Below are 17,368 nucleotides of genomic sequence, written 5' to 3'. Positions count from 1 at the left end.
TGATATCTCAGCATTAAACACAAAAAAGGCTCTGCTTTTGCAGAGCCTTTTTTTATTGTTGGTTGATTGATTCTTGTATGCTTTTCATGGCTTGCACAACTGCATTTTGTGCTTCTTGCTGTGCTTGTAATATTGCCTTTTCTGCTTCTTGCTGTGCCTTGTTAATAGCTTCTACCTCAGTTTTACTTTGCGTAGTTGCTGTTTTCTTGGCTTTAGAAGCAGTGGTCTTTTTAGGAGACCTCGGTGTATTCTTTTTAGGTGTTGCCATGATATTATTTATTATTCAGATCGTGCATCAGATCTTTTAGTTCTTTCAAACCATTTGTTATATTGTTGTTCTCTATAACAGAGTTCATCATCTTTACAGCTTCTTCCGGATTTGCTTCTAACATAGCTTTTGCCGCTACCGTTGTTACTGTATTTTGCAGGATGTACATTTGTTGTTGCTGGTTTACCATATTCAACATTGCCATTCCTGCTGCTTGCGTAAGTACCTGATTTGAAACCGTGTTCAAATTCTTCTCTCCTTCTGCTAATAGCTCATTTACTTCTTTAATAGAATCTATGATCTGACTATTGATAGAAGACTTCGCGCTATTGTTAGTCGAAGGACCTTGTTGTATAGGATCGCTCATTGTTTATCCGATTAATGAACTTACACACTTTGTTACAACTGCTTGCCCTAACGAATTTGCATTTTGTTGCTGAGCAACTGCGTTTTCATATGCTAAGCCCATAGAGTGTGCCATACTTTGGTATAAAGATCCCATTGCCATTGCCGGTGCATCTGCGATCACTTGAACGTTTGCTTGAGTTACTGAATCTGTAACTTGACTATTTACTGCTGTTGGAAATGCCATACTATTCTATTTTAAAATTGTTATTTTGATTTTTTACCGTCCAATAAAAGAGCTATACAGTTGGTTGTAGAAGCATCATTAATGGTGTTTTGTTGTTGTTGATTTGTAACTGCGTTTTCAAATGCCAAAGACAACGAATGTGCACTTGTTTGAAACAAACTACCCATTGCCATAGCCGGAGCGCTACATAATGTTTCTACATTTGCTTGTGTTACAGAATCTGTTACTTGATCATTTACTGCTGTTGGAAATGCCATAATTTTATTTTTTTTGAATGAGTTTAAATGTAGAGAATAAAGCTTTTCATTCTTGAAACTTGCCGTTAAATCAGGCATTAATACGGGGCAAAACAGGTGCTTCTACCTAGTCTTTACAATAATAAAAGGCGGCACAAGTGCCGCCTTTTTCCTCTCTCTTTTTCATAGTTTCAAAATATCCCTTTTTGAAATTATTTCTTCGCCGTGATTATATAGTATCCAAAATCTGGTAAGCACAATCCGGTAAGCAAGGCATAAAAAGAACCTTTTAAATTATCTATACTTTCTTTTGTTAAAGATTTAGAGTTGATCAATTTCTTTAGCGTAAAACCTGTAATGGCAAATGGCACATGCAAAACAGATGGAGCAACTCTATACCAAATATTTTTGACCTCTACTTCTTTGAATCCAATTTCTCTTAACTGTTTTTTTACTTCTCTGATATTTCCGAGTTTTTCTAAACTCCACGATTTTGCCAAACCATCATGAACTTTTTGAGACAAAAGATTCATAGAGCCTCTATCTCTTTTACAAAAAGCATCAGCAATCACCAATCTCGAATTGGGCTTTAAAATCCTGTAGGCTTCTTGTAGCGAATCTTTAGAGCAACCTGAATGGCAAAAACTCTCTATCGCATAAACCCCATCAGAATAATTATTAGGCAATTCTGTTTTTCTGTAATCTTTATTGGAAATCAAACCTCTTTCTGAATTGATCAACTTATTCCCATACTCAACTTGAAAGTCAGAGATAGTAAAGCCTCTCATAGTAATGTTAGGATACTTTTCAATACCAAATTTCATGGTAGCTCCCATTCCACAGCCCAAATCAACGATAGTAGCATTTTTATCTTTTATTTTCAATCTTGAAAAGATGTATTCGTTCATTGTATTCAGCATCGTATCTCTTTTCAAAAGGTTCGTTTTAAAAGGGATGTAATACCCAAAATGCATATTTAGGTCTTTGCTCCAAAACTCATAATCTTCTGTAGCCTTGTTATAAAAATCAATGATGTTTTCCTTTACAGATTTTGATTGCTCTATGTTTTTAGATCTTAGTGTTGTAGTTGTATTCATAGCTTATAATTCTTTTGTCATTTTTCCTAGATTGATCTTTTCGGCTTTTGTAAACTTGATCTCTCGTATCTGAGCCATATCTTTCCACAAGTAATGGTAGCCTTTCAATCGTTTAGTACTCTGTACTCTTCGTTGAAAAGCTCTGTATTCTCTGGGTGTGGCATCTCTCTTTTCTCCCAGCTCTCCATACAGCTTTACTCCCGGGTAATCCGAAAACTTTCCTTTAAACAATGCCTTCAACCAAAACCATTTCCTGGAATTGACTGCCAGCACGCATATATTCTTATTTTGTTCTGAACTCTTTCTCAGTTTTGTTGCAAACTTTTCGAAGTAGAACCCTGTCTGATCATCGTTTAAGAATAATGAACCGATAGGCGTTACTGTAGGCATTTGATCTGAGTCTACTGAACTAATGACTACATGCATGTTTCTTCTATTACATGTTCTAAAATGACTCTTGATCTTTCCCCAATCTTTTTGGATATCAATTTTCATAGCCTTGTTTTTTGATGGATTCTAAAATATAAGTGAAGTAACCGGCAATTCCCATTGGGACAAGTATGATGGATAGCACCCAATAATCCTCAAAGCTTTCAAATTTGTTTATCAAATAAAAAGCACCATATATCAAAACACTGATCCAATAATACATCAAGTGCTTTTTTATTTTTTCAGGAATTCTATTTAAAAAGAACAGAAGAAATAAACCGGTAAGTACTTGAAAAGCGCCTAAGAAGATCTGTGCCAGTAAGCCCCAAAAAACGGTGAGGTATAAGACCAATGTGGTCAGCATGAAAAAACGATTTATGTAAACTGGGATATCTGCATTTTTCATAGTTTCAGAAATTTTTGAAAGTTTATTTTTAAATTTTTTTACTTTTTCATCATCTTGGTAAAATTAGACAACAACCAATGTTCATCTGCCTTAATCGCATTTTCTAAAATTCCATTCACACGTGTGGTCACATTAGAAAGGTCTGCTAATACTTTTTTAAACTCTTGTGCTTCCTCTGAGTTGTCTTCTATTTGCTGTAAATCAGATAAGGTTTTTAAAACAGGCTCTATTTCTCGCTTCTTTCTCTCTTTGGTGATTTGTTTGAACAACTCCCAAACATCTTTTTCTGCTACAAAAAACTCCTTGCGCTCCCCTACTACATATTCTTTTTGAACAATACCCCAATCAATTAAAGCTCTTACATTCATATTTACATTCCCTCTAGATATTTGCAGTTCGCTCATAATATCTTCTGTAGATAAGGGTTTTGTAGAAACCATTAACAAAGCATGAACCTGAGCCATCGTTTTATTGATGCCCCAACTAGTTGCCAGGCTACCCCAAGTATGAATGTATTTTAATTTTGCTTCGTCTAGTTCCATGGGTCAAATATATAACAATATTTAAAACTTTCAAAAATTATTGAAAATAAAATATACTCTTAAGTTTTCATCTTTTTCTTTTGCGCTTTGTCTTCATAAAAAAACAAATGTCACAACATTTTTACTCAGAGCTTTCACTAGGCAAAAACTTTCTACTTAAAAAAAACTTTAAAAAAGCTTTTTATCATTTTGAAAATGCTCACATTTTAGGACAAACTCATGTATACCGCCATACCCTTTCTCATTATTGGATGATGGTTTATGGGTTTAAAACAACAGATACAAAGGAGGTTATTGGACAATTCTTTAGAATTTTTGCTTCTATTATCTTTACTCTTATCTGGGTTCCAAAAGGCAATACAGGAGGTGCAAATGTATCTCCGGTTCGTCCAATGCCCATTAGAAAAGAATTACAAAAATATTTTTCGAAGTAATTGCATCCTTTTCACACTTTCTCTGTCTTATCTATGAATTTAAAAATCAGATATCATGACTCAATATAAAAATCAATGCTCTTGTACTTGTGTTTCTTGTATCAACGGTGATTGCGCTGCTTGTACTTGTGAACAATGTACCTGCACAAATTGTAATTGTTAACTAACTTTGCAAGTACAGTTGACAGATCAACTGTACTTGTTTGATTTTTATTTTATGACCACAAACGACGTTTGGAATCTATATGCCGAGGATGTAAAAAGGTTTATCATCAGTAAAACCAAAGATGAAGTTGTTACCGATGATATCCTTCAAGACACCTTTATTAAAATTCATACAAAGCTTCATACCCTAAGAGATTACAGTAAAGTAAAGTCTTGGGCTTTTTCTATTGCAAAAAATTCCATTATCGATCATTTCAAGGATTCAAAAAAGACTTTTGAATTTGCCAATTATGAGTGGGAAACAGAAATAGAATCCGACCTTCATACAGAAAAGGATTGTTTACGAGGCATTCTCAAAAGCTTGCCTAAAAAGTATCGTACTCCTTTGTTTTTATCCGATATCAAAGGCATGAAACAACAAGAGGTTGCCAAACAGCTAAACCTTCCTTTGCCTACTGTAAAATCACAGATCCAAAGAGCAAGAAAACTCATTGCACAAGGCTTTATGGATTGCTGCGGGTTTACCCTTAATGAGCAAGGGCATTTGGTAGGCGAAATCCAAGACAAAAAGGACTGCAAAGTTTGCGGAGTTCACTAAGTCTAAAAACTATCACATATTCTTAACATATTCTCTCGTCAGACAAGTGTAACTTTACGGCCTAAATTCTGTAACAATTGTGTAAAGGCATCGTCTAAACACAAAGCAATTTAACCAAACTCATGAGAAAAATATTTTTAGGATTAGCCGCTTTAGCTATCCTGGCTAGTTGTTCTACAACAAAGAATGCCGCCAGTGCAAAACGCACAATCGAAGTTGCCATTGACTTAAACAATGTTGTTGACGATAAGGTACAAGTAGAAGTAAACCCACAAAAGATCAAGGATGCAAGCATCGTTTACCAGATTCCGGCAATTGTTCCTGGAACGTATGTAATTAGTGATTATGGAATGTTTGTTTCTGACTTTAAAGCCTATGATTATGATGGAAATGAAATGACTGTACAAAAGTTAGACACCAATTCATGGCAAGTAGACAATGCACAACAATTAGATAAAGTTACTTACTGGGTAGATGATACATTTGACTCAGAAAAGAAACACAAGATCTATGTAATGGCCGGAACCAATATTGAAGCCGGTAAGAACTTTTTCTTAAACTTACCTGGATTTGTAGGGTATTTCAAAGGAAAGAAAGAGACTCCGTATGAGATCTCTATTTCTCACCCAACAAATTTGTATGAAACCTCTTCTTTGATCAACAAGAACACAACCAAAGAAGATAACTCGAAAGATATTTTTGTAGCTTCAAGATATGATGAGATCTCAGACAATCCTATCATGTATGCGCCTCAAAATTCTGTAAGCTTTAATGTAAACGGAGTAGATGTAACCATGGCAGTATACTCGCCAAACAATACTCACTCTGCCAAAGACATGGAAGAAGCATTAAAGACAATGGTACAAGCACAAACCAACTTCTTAGAAGGGTTTGAAACTACCAACGAATACAACATCTTATTGTATTTATTTGATCCTAAAGTATACAAGTGGAACAGCTTTGGAGCTTTAGAGCATTTATCTTCTACTACAGTTGTATATCCTGAGACTTACACTAAAAAGCAATTGTCTGACGGAATGATCAACGGAACGGTTTCTCACGAATTTTTCCATATTGTAAGTCCACTTTCTGTACACTCTGAAGAGATTCACTCGTTCGATTTCAACAAGCCGAATATGTCTAAACACTTATGGATGTATGAAGGAACTACTGAATATTTTGCAAACTTATTCCAAGTAAATCAAGGATTGATCTCTGAGCAAGATTTCATTAATGAAATGCAAGGTAAGATCAATACAGCAAAGCGTTTTGATGATACGATGTCATTTACTGAAATGAGTAAAAATATCTTAGAAGGAAAATACGCACAAAACTATAGCAATGTATACATGAAAGGTGCATTGATTGGTATGACTTTAGACATCATCTTACGTGAAGAAAGTGACGGAAAGTATGGTATTAGAGATTTGATGAGAGATCTTTCTAAAAAGTACGGAGCTAAAAAGCCATTTAAAGATGATGAGATCATTGCTGAGATCGTAAAAATGACTTATCCTGCAGTAGGTGAGTTCTTTAAAAATCACGTAGAAGGAACTACTCCAATCGATTACAACAAATACTTCGAAAAAGTAGGTGTAAAAGAAACTACAGAAACTGTAGACGTTAGCTATTTCTTAGACAACAAGAATCAGCCTTTCTTATCTGTAAACGACAAACAAGAAATCTTCTTTACTAAGAGATCTAACAGCGGATTAAAAGCTTTAGGTGTTCAAGGTGGTGATGTGATCAAATCTGTAAACGGAGATGAAGTAAACTTACAAAGCGCACGTCAGATCATTGGAAAATCTTTCCAGTGGAAAGAAGGAGATACTTTAAAGATCGAAGTAGTAAGAGACGGAAAGCCTCTTACCTTAGAAGGAAAAGTGATCAAGCCTCAAGCTGAATCAAAAAGCTTAAAGGTACTAGACCTTCCTGCCAGCGATGCAAAAGCAAAATTAAGACTTGCTTGGCTTAAAGGTTAAGAGAAAAATATATAGATAAAAAGGGCTGCTTCATCGCAGCCCTTTTTTCATTGAAAAAAATTACTATTTTAGCCCCGTTAAAAAAATCATCTATGAGAAAGTCCCTCCTTCTTACAATTCTTTTTGTATCCATTTCTTTTATCGCAACAGCACAGTTCAAAGACAAATTGGTTCCACCTTCTAAAGGGAAATCAGTTATTTATTTCTTACGAACAACAAGCTTAGGATCTATCATGAACATTCGATATTTTGATGGAGAAAAGTATTTGGGAAAGTTTAACGGAAGAAGTTATATCCGTTACGAATGTGAGCCCGGTGAACATACTTTTTGGATCAAAGCAGAAAATACAGATGTTTTAAAAGCTGATCTTCAAGAAGGAAAAGTTTATCTAGTAGAAACCAATGCAACCATGGGTGCTTTTTCTGCCGGAGCTAGGTTTCAACTCATCAAATGGAATAAGAAACGAATCCTAAAAAGAATCAATAAACTTTTTACCAAGAAAAAAGAATCAACCTTTACAGATGAAGAACTTAAAAAAGGTGCTTATGACAATCGTTTTGTGATTGAACGTGCTTTGAAAAGGGTTCAAAAAAGATTGAAAGACGCTTCTAAATACAAAGTACTTTCGTCTGATATGTTTGTCGATCTCAACTAGTCTTTTACTCCCGGCTGTATTAGTTTCCAATTGGTTTTTGCTTTTTCTGCATCTACCATTTTCTTTACGTCAGATAGCAATCGTTTTGCATCGTAGATTACACCGTCTTTGATCGTGTACTTTACACCTCCTACTCGTACCACTTCATTGTCTTTGGTAAGCTTAATAGCGCCTGTTCCATACAATGCTTTCAGGTTTTTTAATGGGTTTACTTCTACAATAACAAAGTCTGCCAGTTTTCCTATTTGTACAGAACCTATTTTATCATCCCATCCCAAAGCCTCAGCACCGTTCAAAGTTGCTGCTCTGATGACTTCTAAAGGATGAAATCCGGCTTCTCTTAATAGTTCCAGTTCTCGTATGTAAGCAAATCCGTATAACTGATAGATAAACCCTGAATCTGATCCTGCAGTAACTCTACCTCCTCTATTTTTGTATTCATTCAAAAAGGTCATCCATAGCTGATAGTTTTTCTTCCAAGCTACCTCTTGCTCAGTTCCCCAATAATGCCAGTACGAACCATGAGATATTTTGCTGGGTTCGTAGAATTTCCACAAAGAAGGCAAGGTATACTCTTCATGCCATTCAGCTCTTCTGGCTCTTTGCAGATCTCTGCTAGCTTCATAGATATTTAATGTTGGATCTAAAGTAAAATCTAATGCTATTAACTCATTCATTACTTTATTCCAATGATCAGAATAAGGCTTTGCAGCCTGTTCCCATAACTTTCCGGCTTCTTCAAAACGATGCTGTTCATTCTGATAGTTATAATCTAACGGATAGTTCTGTACAGTTCTGTCTTCAAACAAAGCTTCCGGCAAACCATACCAATGCTCCATACTTGTTAGTCCTGCTCTTGCCGAATGCAATACATTCCAACGAGCAACACTTAGTTGTGCATGGTGACATGCCGATCCTAATCCTAACTTTTTATTTTCATCCAAAGCTGCTGCCATGATCTCAGGTTCAGCACCAAAAAATTTAATTCCGTCTGCCCCTTTTTTGGCATTCATACGCACCCATTCTCTGGCTTCTTCCGGTGTGCTGATTGATTTTTTAGCACCGGATCCAAATCCTACATAATCAAAGATTCTTGGAGCTACAATTTTATTGGAAGCACTTTTCTTCTTTAGGTCTTTGGCATTGATTCCGCTTGGTTGACGAACGGTGGTAATTCCGTGTGCCATCCATAATTTAAAAACATATTCAGGACTGGCACCTTGTGCTTTCCCTCCAATATGCCCGTGCATGTCTACAAAACCGGGAAGCAAGTACATTCCGTTTGCGTCTAGCTCTCTTCCGCCTCTTTTCAATTTAGGTCTTGAGCTTTCTTTGATCTCTACTCCCGGATACCCTACAACTTTGATCTGTACGATCTTGTTATTTTCTACAACAATATCTACAGGACCACGTGGCGGAGATCCATCTCCATTAATAAGCATAACACCGCGAATGATCAATTGGTCAAAAGGTCCTTCTCCCAAATACTTTTCTTGTGAGAACACTGAAAAGGTGATTAGGAATGCAAATAGTATGGTTAGTTTTTTCATTTTTTATGTTTAGTCTGATCTGAAAATCAGTAATTATATTGTCACCTCAAGCTCTTGTACTAAATTGTCACCTCGAGCGCAGTCGAGAGGTCTCATTTCTCGACTCAGCTCGAAATGACAACTCTACCTTCCTCTATTAATGATTAATTCCCTGTAAAAGGAATAGAAATATTATTTCCAAAGAACAAAGCATTTAAAAACAGCTTGTTGGTTCCGTACCACGCACCTCTAAAATTAGGATTGTCTGCAAATAAAATAGCTCTTCCTCCTCCTATTCTACTTACAACCAAAGAAGCAGAAGGTTTTAAGAAAGTTTCCAAGTTCTTTGTAGACACAAATCCATCTATATGAGGGTTCGCAGTATATTTTGCTACGGTAGAATACGGATTCTTGCTAGGCTGTATAAATACTCTATTGTTTTTATAAACCGGCACTTTTGTATTTCTGTATCCAAACCCTAAAGGATGCGTAACATCCAAATCCACTTCAAAAATAGCGCCTCCTAAACGCTCTCTTCCAATATGCTCAGAAGCATCAACATAAGGCAATCTCTTGGTTGCTTTTTTATCTTTTTCCTTTGCTTTTGGTTTTTTGGTCAAACTCTCCTTTACCATCTTTCTGTTGATCAACCATTGAGAAGCTCTTGCAATAGTGATCAAGGTATTTCCTTTGCCTACCCAATCACTAATTTTCTTTCTTTGGATCGAGTCTAATTGTGTGTAGCTTCCAGATACCATTACCAAAGTGTTGTACTTATCTAAAGAAGCTCTTCTAAAGTTTCTCAATTGAATTTTGGTCAATGGCATATGAACACGAGTATCTAACAAGTGCCACACCTCTCCGGCTTCATAAGAATACACTCCGTCACCAATTAACATAGCAACTTTGGGTTGTTGAAGCTTTCTAAAATTATTACTTCCTAAGTCAATTCCCTTAACGCTAAAACCTGTGTTTGTAGAATAGATAGGCACATTAAATTTCTCCTGAGCTTTTCTAACAATTTCATATACTTCTGCCGAAGACTTCTTTTGCTTGCTTACCGGAATCATTACAGTTCCATAGTTAAAGCTTTGCTCTCCGGCATTGGTCTTTGCAGAGAATTTTTTGAATGCTGCTGATACTTGCACTCCCTTTCTTTGTATATAATTCAACGCTGCCGGTGCATTGTAATCATCCCAATCCAATAAATACGCATAATCGGATTTGGTAACGCTTATCGGTTTTTCCCAATTCTTAGTAGATGTAATTTCACTTCCCAATCGTGCCGACTTTAGGCCTTTGGCTTTCATATCATAGAAATTGGAAACACTCCATGCAGAAGCATCATAAAATACACTATCTCTAAATTTGCTATAGGTTTCAAACATGGTTTGCACCATACGATGTTGAGGCTGCTTTAACGGAACCACAAACTTGTTTCCTTTCTTGTATACTTTGATGTGGTGTTTCAACAGAAAATCAACAAAAGCTTTGTTTCTGTTCTGATCGTAGGCATCTCCAAATTCATAGGCTGCAAATCCTGATTTTGCTTTTTTGGTTACAGCCGACTTAAAGAAGTCTTGCTGATATTTGCGTAAGGTAGCTTTATTTTCTACCGCTGCTTTGATGGTAGCAATACTGGATTGATATTGATTGCGAATGGTAAACGGAAAGGTAATTTTACCATAATCTGTGTCTTGTACATGACCTCTAGAACTTGCTTGCTCAAACAGTAATGCCAAGGCTCCTTGTAGATCCGGATAAGATGAACCATACCCAGGATAGGTTCCGTCAAAAGCTTCTTTGGTAAAGTAGAATGATCCAATATTATCTAAGGCTTTTGCATAATAGGGTGCGAACAAATTGTTCAAATCTTCGTAGTTCTCTTTTGGCATAATGGGATCTTGTGATCCTATAGGTTTCATCGGCTCAAAGAAGTAATTGCTATTGGTTCCCATTTCATGAAAATCCGTTACCACATTCGGATACCACTCATGATACCATTTGAGTTTTCCTTGACTTTCTGGATTCACCGCCAACAACCAATCTCTGTTTAGGTCAAACCAATAGTGATTGGTTCTTCCTCTTGGCCACATTTCATTGTGCTCTGCATCTATATTATCGGATACCAATGGTGTTGATTTGTATTGATTTGCCCATTGTGTATGTCTGTCTCTTCCATCTGGATTGATCGTAGGGTCTATAAAAACAACTGAGTTTTTCAAGTAGTTTTGTACCTCATTGCTATTGGATGCAACCAAAGTATAAGCTGTTAACAGAGCCGCTTCTGAACTGGAAGGTTCGTTACCGTGTACATTGTATCCTAATTGAATAAATACCGGAACCTCATTATAATTCTTAGCATTGGAGGTATGATCTACAAATTGTAAATGAGCTGCTTTGATAGAAGACAAATTGGAAAGATTTTCCGGTGTTGAAATAGTAAGCATTACCAATTTTCTCTTTTCATGTGTATATCCGTACACTTCAATCTGAGCTCTGTCTGAAACCTCGGCAAGCTTATAGAAATAAGCCACAATCTGATCGTGTCTTGTATGTTGCTCACCAATCGGGTAGCCTAAAAAAGCTTCTGGTGTAGGAATGTTGGAATTGAAAGGTGCTTTGTCTTTAAAAAAATAATCCTGTCCAAATACATTGCATGTTAGTAAGAACAGGAATACAGAAAGTAATTTATGGGTTGGTTTCATTGAGTTGAATTTATAGAGTTCTAAAAATACAACTTTCTGATTATAAGAAAATCATCGGGTTTTCTGAATTAACAGAATTGATGAAATTGTTTGAGATTTCTCAATCATTAAATCAAAATGACAACCGAAATAAACTTATAAACCCATCAACTTATAAACAGATTGCTTCTCATACTAAAGTACGCTCGCAATGACATCACAGTTATCAATGGTTAATGATCTAAGAGTCCAATCATCTAACACCCTAAATATGTAAATATATTTTCAATACGTAAATAAATTTACGGCTTATAAACATATAAACCCATCAACGTATAAACAAATGGATGTGACTTCGAGAGCCTCAGTCACCAATTAACAATGATCAATTATACAATTATCAATGATTAATGATCTAACATCAATCATTCAACACAATATGCGGAACGTCTTCCAGCTTCCAATCGATAACCAAACCTCCGGCTAAGCTTCTAGCAATCTCAGGTCCGTATAAGTATTCGCACAAGTACAAGGCAGCTTCAAAAGATTTAGCTCCTCCGGCAGATGTAATGGTTTTTCCGTCGTGTACAAACAGTACTTCTTTTCTGATATCCAAATCAGGGAACATTTCACGCATTTTGTCAATATCACTTGGGAAGGTGGTTGATACCTTTCCGTCCAACAATCCGGCTTTCGCCAAAACAAAAGCTCCGTCGCAATGTGACGTTACAAACTGTGCTTCTTCACCAGCTTTCTTTACAAAATCAATAAGGGCTTTATTTTCTAGATCTGTATCTAAATGATGTTCTGCACTTGGCACTACCAGTATATCTATCTTTGGCAAGCTATCTTTTAAGTAATTAAAATCCGGTAGAATTCTCATGCCTTCAAAAGTTACAATTGCTTCGTCTGTATCTGCTACAGTAAAAACATTCATGGGTTTGATCCCTTTTCTAAAGATGGTATGTTGAAAAATATCAAACGGAGCGGTAAGTTCTGTATTAAACGTTCCGTCCATAATCAGAAAGGCAACATTGTATCGATCGGGCTTTAATACCGGAAAGGTCTTTTTTGCTACTTCCGGTTCTTTTTTTGTTTCGTTTGAATTGCATGAGATCACAAGGATCAACAAGGATAATAGCCACCAATTTTTCATCTGTTTTTGTGCGTTTTATTTTAAACAAGATTCTAAAAATACGCATTCGTTTTAACAGTCAAAATCTTTAGCACTCCTTTTTTGTTTTGTACATTTACTTCCAAACCAATCAGATCATTATGAAAAAACTAACTCTTTATTCATTTTTCGTTTTGGCACTCCTTATTTCGTTTACGAGTTGCGAAAAAAATGATAAAGTTGCTGAAAAGCCAAAAGACACATTTGTACAAGACAATTACACCAAAAAAGAATATGATATTCCTATGCGAGATGGTGTAAAATTGCACACCACTGTTTATTCTCCAAAAGACACAAGCAAGAAATATCCAATCCTTATGCAGAGAACACCTTATAGTTCTCGTCCGTACGGAGAAGGAAAAATGCGTACCAGCATTGGACCGAATGTAAATCTAATGAAGGAAGGAAACATTATTGTATACCAAGATGTTCGCGGACGTTGGATGAGTGAAGGAGTGTATGATAATATGAGAGCTTACATTCCGAATAAGAAAGAAAATGAGTCTGATGAGGCTTCTGATACCTACGACACTATTGATTGGTTGGTAAACAACGTAGAAAACAACAACGGACGTGTTGGTACTTGGGGAATCTCATACCCGGGACACTATGCAACTGTTTCTACAGTTGATGCACACCCGGCTTTAAAAGCTGCATCGCCACAAGCTTGTATTGGTGATTTTTTCTTTGACGATTTTCACCACAACGGAGCTTTCTTGTTAAGCTATTTTAGAGCTATTTCTTTATTTGGAACCTACAAAGACACGCCTACAGATACAGCTTGGTATTCTTTCCCAAAAATGGACAGTCAGGATCAATATCAATTCTTTTTAGACAAAGGTCCTTTAAAGAATTTGAACACCTATTTCCAGTATGACAAGCTAGATGATAATGCGCCTAAAAATCCGGATCGTATTGATGATTTCTTCTGGAAAGAAATGGTAGAACATCCAAACTACGATTCTGTATGGCAAAGCAAAGGAATCATTCAACATATGGATAAAGTTCCTTCATCTGTAGCTACGATGATTGTTGGAGGTTGGTTTGATGCTGAAGATCTATACGGGCCACTAGAGACTTATAAGGGTATAGAAAAGCACGGAAAGGATAATTATAATACAATGGTTTTTGGACCTTGGGATCACGGAGCGTGGGCAAGAAGACGAGGAACCAATATTGTAGGAAACTACTATTTTGGAGATTCTATTTCTGAGTTTTTCCAAGATAAGATCGAAACTAAATTCTTTAATCACTTCTTAAAAGGTGATGGTTCTAAAAACTCAGGTTTACCGGAAGCTTATGTGTTTGATTCCGGAAAGAGAGAATGGAGCGAGTTTAATAGCTGGCCTCCGCAAAATGTAGAAAAAGAAACCTTCTACTTATCACCGGATCAAGAATTAACAGAAGGGAAAAAATCTTCTAAAGCCATTAAGTTTGTAAGTGATATTAAAAGACCGGTACCGTATTCAGAAGATATTAAAACCGTTTTCACACCTAGAAAATACATGACAGACGATCAGCGTTTTGCTGCAAGAAGACCGGATGTATTGGTTTTTGAAACGGATGTATTGACAGAAGATCTTACTCTAGCCGGTGATATTTTAGCTAAGTTAAAAGTTGCTACTACAGGAACGGCTGCAGATTGGATTGTAAAAGTGATTGATGTGCATCCTACGGATGCTAAAAACGACAAGAAAAACAAGAGCTTACAAAAGCACCTAAAGATGAGTAACTATCATTTGATGGTACGAAGTGAGGTAATGCGTGGTCGTTTTAGAAACAGCTTTAGTAAGCCGGAACCGTTTACACCAAACAAAAAGACGGAAGTAGATATTAAACTTCAAGATGTATTCCACACGTTTAAGAAAGGACACAAATTACAGATTCAAGTGCAGAGTACTTGGTTCCCATTAATTGACCTGAATCCTCAAACGTATGTAGACAACATCTTTAAAGCAGAGAAAAAAGATTTTAAAACACAAACACACTCAGTATTTGCAGATTCTAGCATTGAGTTTACTGTATTAAAGAAATAACAAACTCCTATGAAAAAACTTATTCAATTCACCCTATTACTTGCATTCACATCAGCAGTGTATGCACAGGAAAAAGCAAAACCTGTTTTTAAAAACGGAGAGGCTCAAATTGTAGACGCTTTTAAAGATCCTAGCAAATGGATTAGACATGATCTTTGGGTAGAAACTACTTTTGACACGGATGGTGATGGAAAGTTAGACCGTATGCACGTGTCTGTAACTCGCCCTGAACAAACAAAAACAGAAGGATTAAAACTTCCTATTGTTTATGTTTCCAGTCCGTATTTTGCAGGAGTAGCACCTAATGTAAAAGGATTGTTTTGGGATGTAAAGCACGAACTAGGTGAAGAAACTACGGTACCTAGAGTGCATCCGGAAGTAAAAAGAACCGGAAAACGCCCTATCATTTCCAATTCTCATATTAGAACTTGGGTTCCAAGAGGGTATATTGTAGTACACTCATCATCACCGGGAACAGGGTTATCTCAAGGAGCTCCTACCGTAGGAGGAATCAACGAATCGTTGGCTCCAAAAGCTGTAGTAGATTGGTTAAACGGAAGAGCCAAAGGATTTACAAGTCCGGATGGAAATGAAACTGTAGATGCTTTTTGGTCAACCGGAAAAGTGGGAATGACAGGAACTTCGTACAACGGAACTATTCCTTTAGCAGCCGCTACAACAGGAGTTGAAGGATTGGAAGCCATTATTCCTATTGCACCAAATACTTCGTATTATCACTATTATCGTTCTAACGGATTGGTACGTTCTCCAGGAGGATATTTAGGAGAAGATATAGATGTATTGTACGACTTCATCCACAGTGGTGGAGAGGACATGATTCCAAATAAAAATTACCTCAAAGACAATAAAGGTTCAAAAGAGTTTATCAGAAAAAGAGATTATAACAATGCTACTGTTCGCGATGCGGTATTGTTGAAAGGAATGGACAGAAAAACCGGAGATTTAAATGAGTTCTGGGAAGGGCGCGATTACCTAAATCAAATGAAACCTATGAAAGCTGCTTTATTAATGTCGCACGGTTTTAACGATTGGAACGTAATGCCGGAACACAGTTATAGAATCTATAAGAGAGCAAAAGAAATGGGGCTTCCTACTCAGATCTATTACCATCAAAACGGGCATGGTGGACCTCCACCCATGACCATGATGAACCGTTGGTTTACACGTTACCTACACGGAATTGAAAATGGTGTAGAAAACGATCCTAAAGCATGGGTTGTTCGTGAAAATGATAAGAGAAGTAATCCTACATCTTATAAAGATTATCCAAATCCTGAAGCTGTAAAAACAATCTTCCATTTACAATCGGGAGGAAACAGTCATGGAGGTTTAATTGTTCGTAAAATGAAGCCATCTAAAGCCAAAGAAACCTTGGTAGATGATCACAACATCTCAGGAAAAGAATTGGCAATTGCAAGATCTTCAAAGAACAGATTATTATATGTTACACCTGTATTAAAAGAGGATGTGCATATTTCCGGAGTTCCTAGAATTACTATCAAAGTAGCTAGTAGTAAACCGGCAGCCAATTTATCTGTATGGTTGGTATCATTACCTTGGAATGGTGAAAAAGGTGCCAAGATCACAGACAATATCATCACCAGAGGTTGGGCAGATATTCAGAATTACAAATCTCTAAAGAAAAGTAAGCCTTTAAAGCCCGGTAAGTTCTATACCATGTCTTTTGACCTTCAACCTGACGATCAGGTGATCAAAAAAGGACAGCAAATTGGTTTGATGATCTTCTCTAGCGATAACAGATTTACATTATTACCAAAACCGGGAACAGAATTGACAGTTGACCTTAAAGGTACCAGCATTTCAATTCCAATCGTAGGTGGTGGTAAGACATTTATAAAAGCAACCAATTAATTTATTATATGAAGTTTACCTGTACAGTTACCATCAATAAACCCCTCTCTATCGTTACTGACTTTTTTGTCAATCCGGATTACATCCACGAATATCAGGAAGGGTTTCAGAAGAAGGAACTGATCTCAGGTAGTGCTTGGCAAGAAGGTGCGGTTTCTAAACTCTATTACGCACAAGGAAAGCGAACTATGGAGCTCACGGAAACCATCATCAAAAACGATCTTCCTAATGAGTTCTATGCGCAATACCATCATATATTTACAGACAACACAATGAGAAGTGTGTTTACTGCTGTGAGTGATGATGTGACTCGCTACGATGCAGAAATTCACTATACCGAATTTCGTGGTTTTATGGTGAAAACCATGTCGTTTTTGTTTCCTTCTTTCTTTAAAAAGCAAGTACAAAAATGGTTGAACAACTTTAAACGATTTTTAGAAAACCAATAAGTTTACCGTGAACTTATTTATAGCGATGCTAATGCCTTTGGGTGTTAGCATTTCTTTTTTACCTGAATTGAAAAACAGGTATTTGTACTCATTTTATTTATTCGGTCTTTTTCTACTTTTCTACATATAAAATTTCTACTACAGAAATTACCCGGTCGAATAACAAAAATTTTTTCTAAAAAACTATCAGAACTT

The 17,368-nt window shown here is 36.4% G+C and carries 18 protein-coding genes; 7 read left to right on the top strand and 11 right to left on the bottom strand.

The window, feature by feature from the left end; genetic code table 11:
- Positions 1-52: 52 nt before the first annotated feature.
- From ACFSRZ_RS16330 to ACFSRZ_RS16295, 8 genes are all read right to left on the bottom strand, one after another.
- On the bottom strand, positions 53-268 hold the full coding sequence (locus ACFSRZ_RS16330; protein WP_379667647.1) for a hypothetical protein: 216 nt from the start codon (positions 266-268) through the stop codon (positions 53-55).
- A gap of 4 nt (positions 269-272) precedes the next feature.
- Positions 273-635, bottom strand: a complete 363-nt coding sequence (locus ACFSRZ_RS16325) for a hypothetical protein (protein WP_379667646.1) — start codon at positions 633-635, stop codon at positions 273-275.
- A gap of 3 nt (positions 636-638) precedes the next feature.
- Positions 639-860 carry a RebB family R body protein gene (locus ACFSRZ_RS16320; protein ID WP_379667645.1) on the bottom strand — a complete coding sequence of 74 codons (222 nt, stop codon included), beginning with the start codon at positions 858-860 and terminating at the stop codon, positions 639-641.
- Between the two features lie 20 nt (positions 861-880).
- A complete protein-coding gene (locus ACFSRZ_RS16315; RefSeq protein ID WP_379667644.1) occupies positions 881-1,117 on the bottom strand; it encodes a RebB family R body protein in 237 nt (78 codons plus the stop codon).
- 191 nt (positions 1,118-1,308) lie between these two features.
- Positions 1,309-2,193 carry a class I SAM-dependent methyltransferase gene (locus ACFSRZ_RS16310; RefSeq protein ID WP_379667643.1) on the bottom strand — a complete coding sequence of 295 codons (885 nt, stop codon included), beginning with the start codon at positions 2,191-2,193 and terminating at the stop codon, positions 1,309-1,311.
- Positions 2,194-2,196: 3 nt separating this feature from the next.
- On the bottom strand, positions 2,197-2,688 hold the full coding sequence (locus tag ACFSRZ_RS16305) for a hypothetical protein (RefSeq protein WP_379667642.1): 492 nt from the start codon (positions 2,686-2,688) through the stop codon (positions 2,197-2,199).
- Positions 2,678-3,028 (bottom strand): hypothetical protein, encoded by a 351-nt coding sequence (locus ACFSRZ_RS16300; protein ID WP_379667641.1) that lies wholly within the window; start codon positions 3,026-3,028, stop codon positions 2,678-2,680. Before ACFSRZ_RS16300 ends, ACFSRZ_RS16305 begins: the two co-directional genes overlap by 11 nt.
- A 38-nt stretch (positions 3,029-3,066) precedes the next feature.
- Complete coding sequence (locus ACFSRZ_RS16295; protein ID WP_379667640.1) at positions 3,067-3,570, bottom strand: GbsR/MarR family transcriptional regulator; 504 nt, start codon at positions 3,568-3,570, stop codon at positions 3,067-3,069.
- A 107-nt stretch (positions 3,571-3,677) separates the two neighbouring features.
- Between ACFSRZ_RS16295 and ACFSRZ_RS16290 the strand changes: the two genes are divergently transcribed.
- The 4 genes from ACFSRZ_RS16290 (at position 3,678) to ACFSRZ_RS16275 (ending at position 7,405) form a co-directional block, all read left to right on the top strand.
- Positions 3,678-4,004: a DUF3703 domain-containing protein gene (locus ACFSRZ_RS16290; RefSeq protein WP_379667639.1), complete on the top strand. Its 327-nt coding sequence runs from the start codon at positions 3,678-3,680 to the stop codon at positions 4,002-4,004.
- A gap of 217 nt (positions 4,005-4,221) precedes the next feature.
- The gene (locus ACFSRZ_RS16285) at positions 4,222-4,767 is read left to right on the top strand and encodes a sigma-70 family RNA polymerase sigma factor (RefSeq protein WP_379667638.1); all 546 of its coding nucleotides are present in this window, start codon (positions 4,222-4,224) and stop codon (positions 4,765-4,767) included.
- A gap of 122 nt (positions 4,768-4,889) precedes the next feature.
- Positions 4,890-6,749: a M61 family metallopeptidase gene (locus ACFSRZ_RS16280; protein ID WP_379667637.1), complete on the top strand. Its 1,860-nt coding sequence runs from the start codon at positions 4,890-4,892 to the stop codon at positions 6,747-6,749.
- Positions 6,750-6,841: 92 nt separating this feature from the next.
- Positions 6,842-7,405, top strand: coding sequence for a hypothetical protein (locus tag ACFSRZ_RS16275; protein ID WP_379667636.1), 564 nt, complete (start codon positions 6,842-6,844; stop codon positions 7,403-7,405).
- Here the strand turns inward: ACFSRZ_RS16275 and ACFSRZ_RS16270 are convergent.
- The 3 genes from ACFSRZ_RS16270 to ACFSRZ_RS16260 form a co-directional block, all read right to left on the bottom strand.
- Positions 7,402-8,955, bottom strand: coding sequence for an amidohydrolase family protein (locus ACFSRZ_RS16270; protein WP_379667635.1), 1,554 nt, complete (start codon positions 8,953-8,955; stop codon positions 7,402-7,404). The two genes, ACFSRZ_RS16275 and ACFSRZ_RS16270, sit on opposite strands and share 4 nt — an antisense overlap.
- A gap of 143 nt (positions 8,956-9,098) precedes the next feature.
- Complete coding sequence (locus ACFSRZ_RS16265; RefSeq protein ID WP_379667634.1) at positions 9,099-11,642, bottom strand: M14 family zinc carboxypeptidase; 2,544 nt, start codon at positions 11,640-11,642, stop codon at positions 9,099-9,101.
- A 400-nt stretch (positions 11,643-12,042) separates the two neighbouring features.
- Positions 12,043-12,777, bottom strand: a complete 735-nt coding sequence (locus tag ACFSRZ_RS16260) for a DJ-1/PfpI family protein (RefSeq protein WP_379667633.1) — start codon at positions 12,775-12,777, stop codon at positions 12,043-12,045.
- 119 nt (positions 12,778-12,896) lie between these two features.
- On the opposite strand from ACFSRZ_RS16260, the gene ACFSRZ_RS16255 reads away from it, so the two are divergent.
- From ACFSRZ_RS16255 to ACFSRZ_RS16245, 3 genes are read left to right on the top strand one after another with little or no spacing between them, the layout of a single operon-like run.
- Complete coding sequence (locus tag ACFSRZ_RS16255; protein WP_379667632.1) at positions 12,897-14,831, top strand: CocE/NonD family hydrolase; 1,935 nt, start codon at positions 12,897-12,899, stop codon at positions 14,829-14,831.
- Positions 14,832-14,840: 9 nt separating this feature from the next.
- Positions 14,841-16,724 carry a Xaa-Pro dipeptidyl-peptidase gene (locus ACFSRZ_RS16250; protein WP_379667631.1) on the top strand — a complete coding sequence of 628 codons (1,884 nt, stop codon included), beginning with the start codon at positions 14,841-14,843 and terminating at the stop codon, positions 16,722-16,724.
- Positions 16,725-16,732: 8 nt separating this feature from the next.
- Positions 16,733-17,173, top strand: coding sequence for an SRPBCC family protein (locus ACFSRZ_RS16245; RefSeq protein ID WP_379667630.1), 441 nt, complete (start codon positions 16,733-16,735; stop codon positions 17,171-17,173).
- Positions 17,174-17,368: the final 195 nt, after the last annotated feature.

Source organism: Pseudotenacibaculum haliotis, from assembly GCF_042684245.1.
In the GTDB taxonomy this organism is placed as follows: domain Bacteria; phylum Bacteroidota; class Bacteroidia; order Flavobacteriales; family Flavobacteriaceae; genus Polaribacter; species Polaribacter haliotis_A.
The sequence above is the reverse complement of the archived record's forward strand: the minus strand, read 5'-3'. Positions and strand labels throughout refer to the sequence as shown.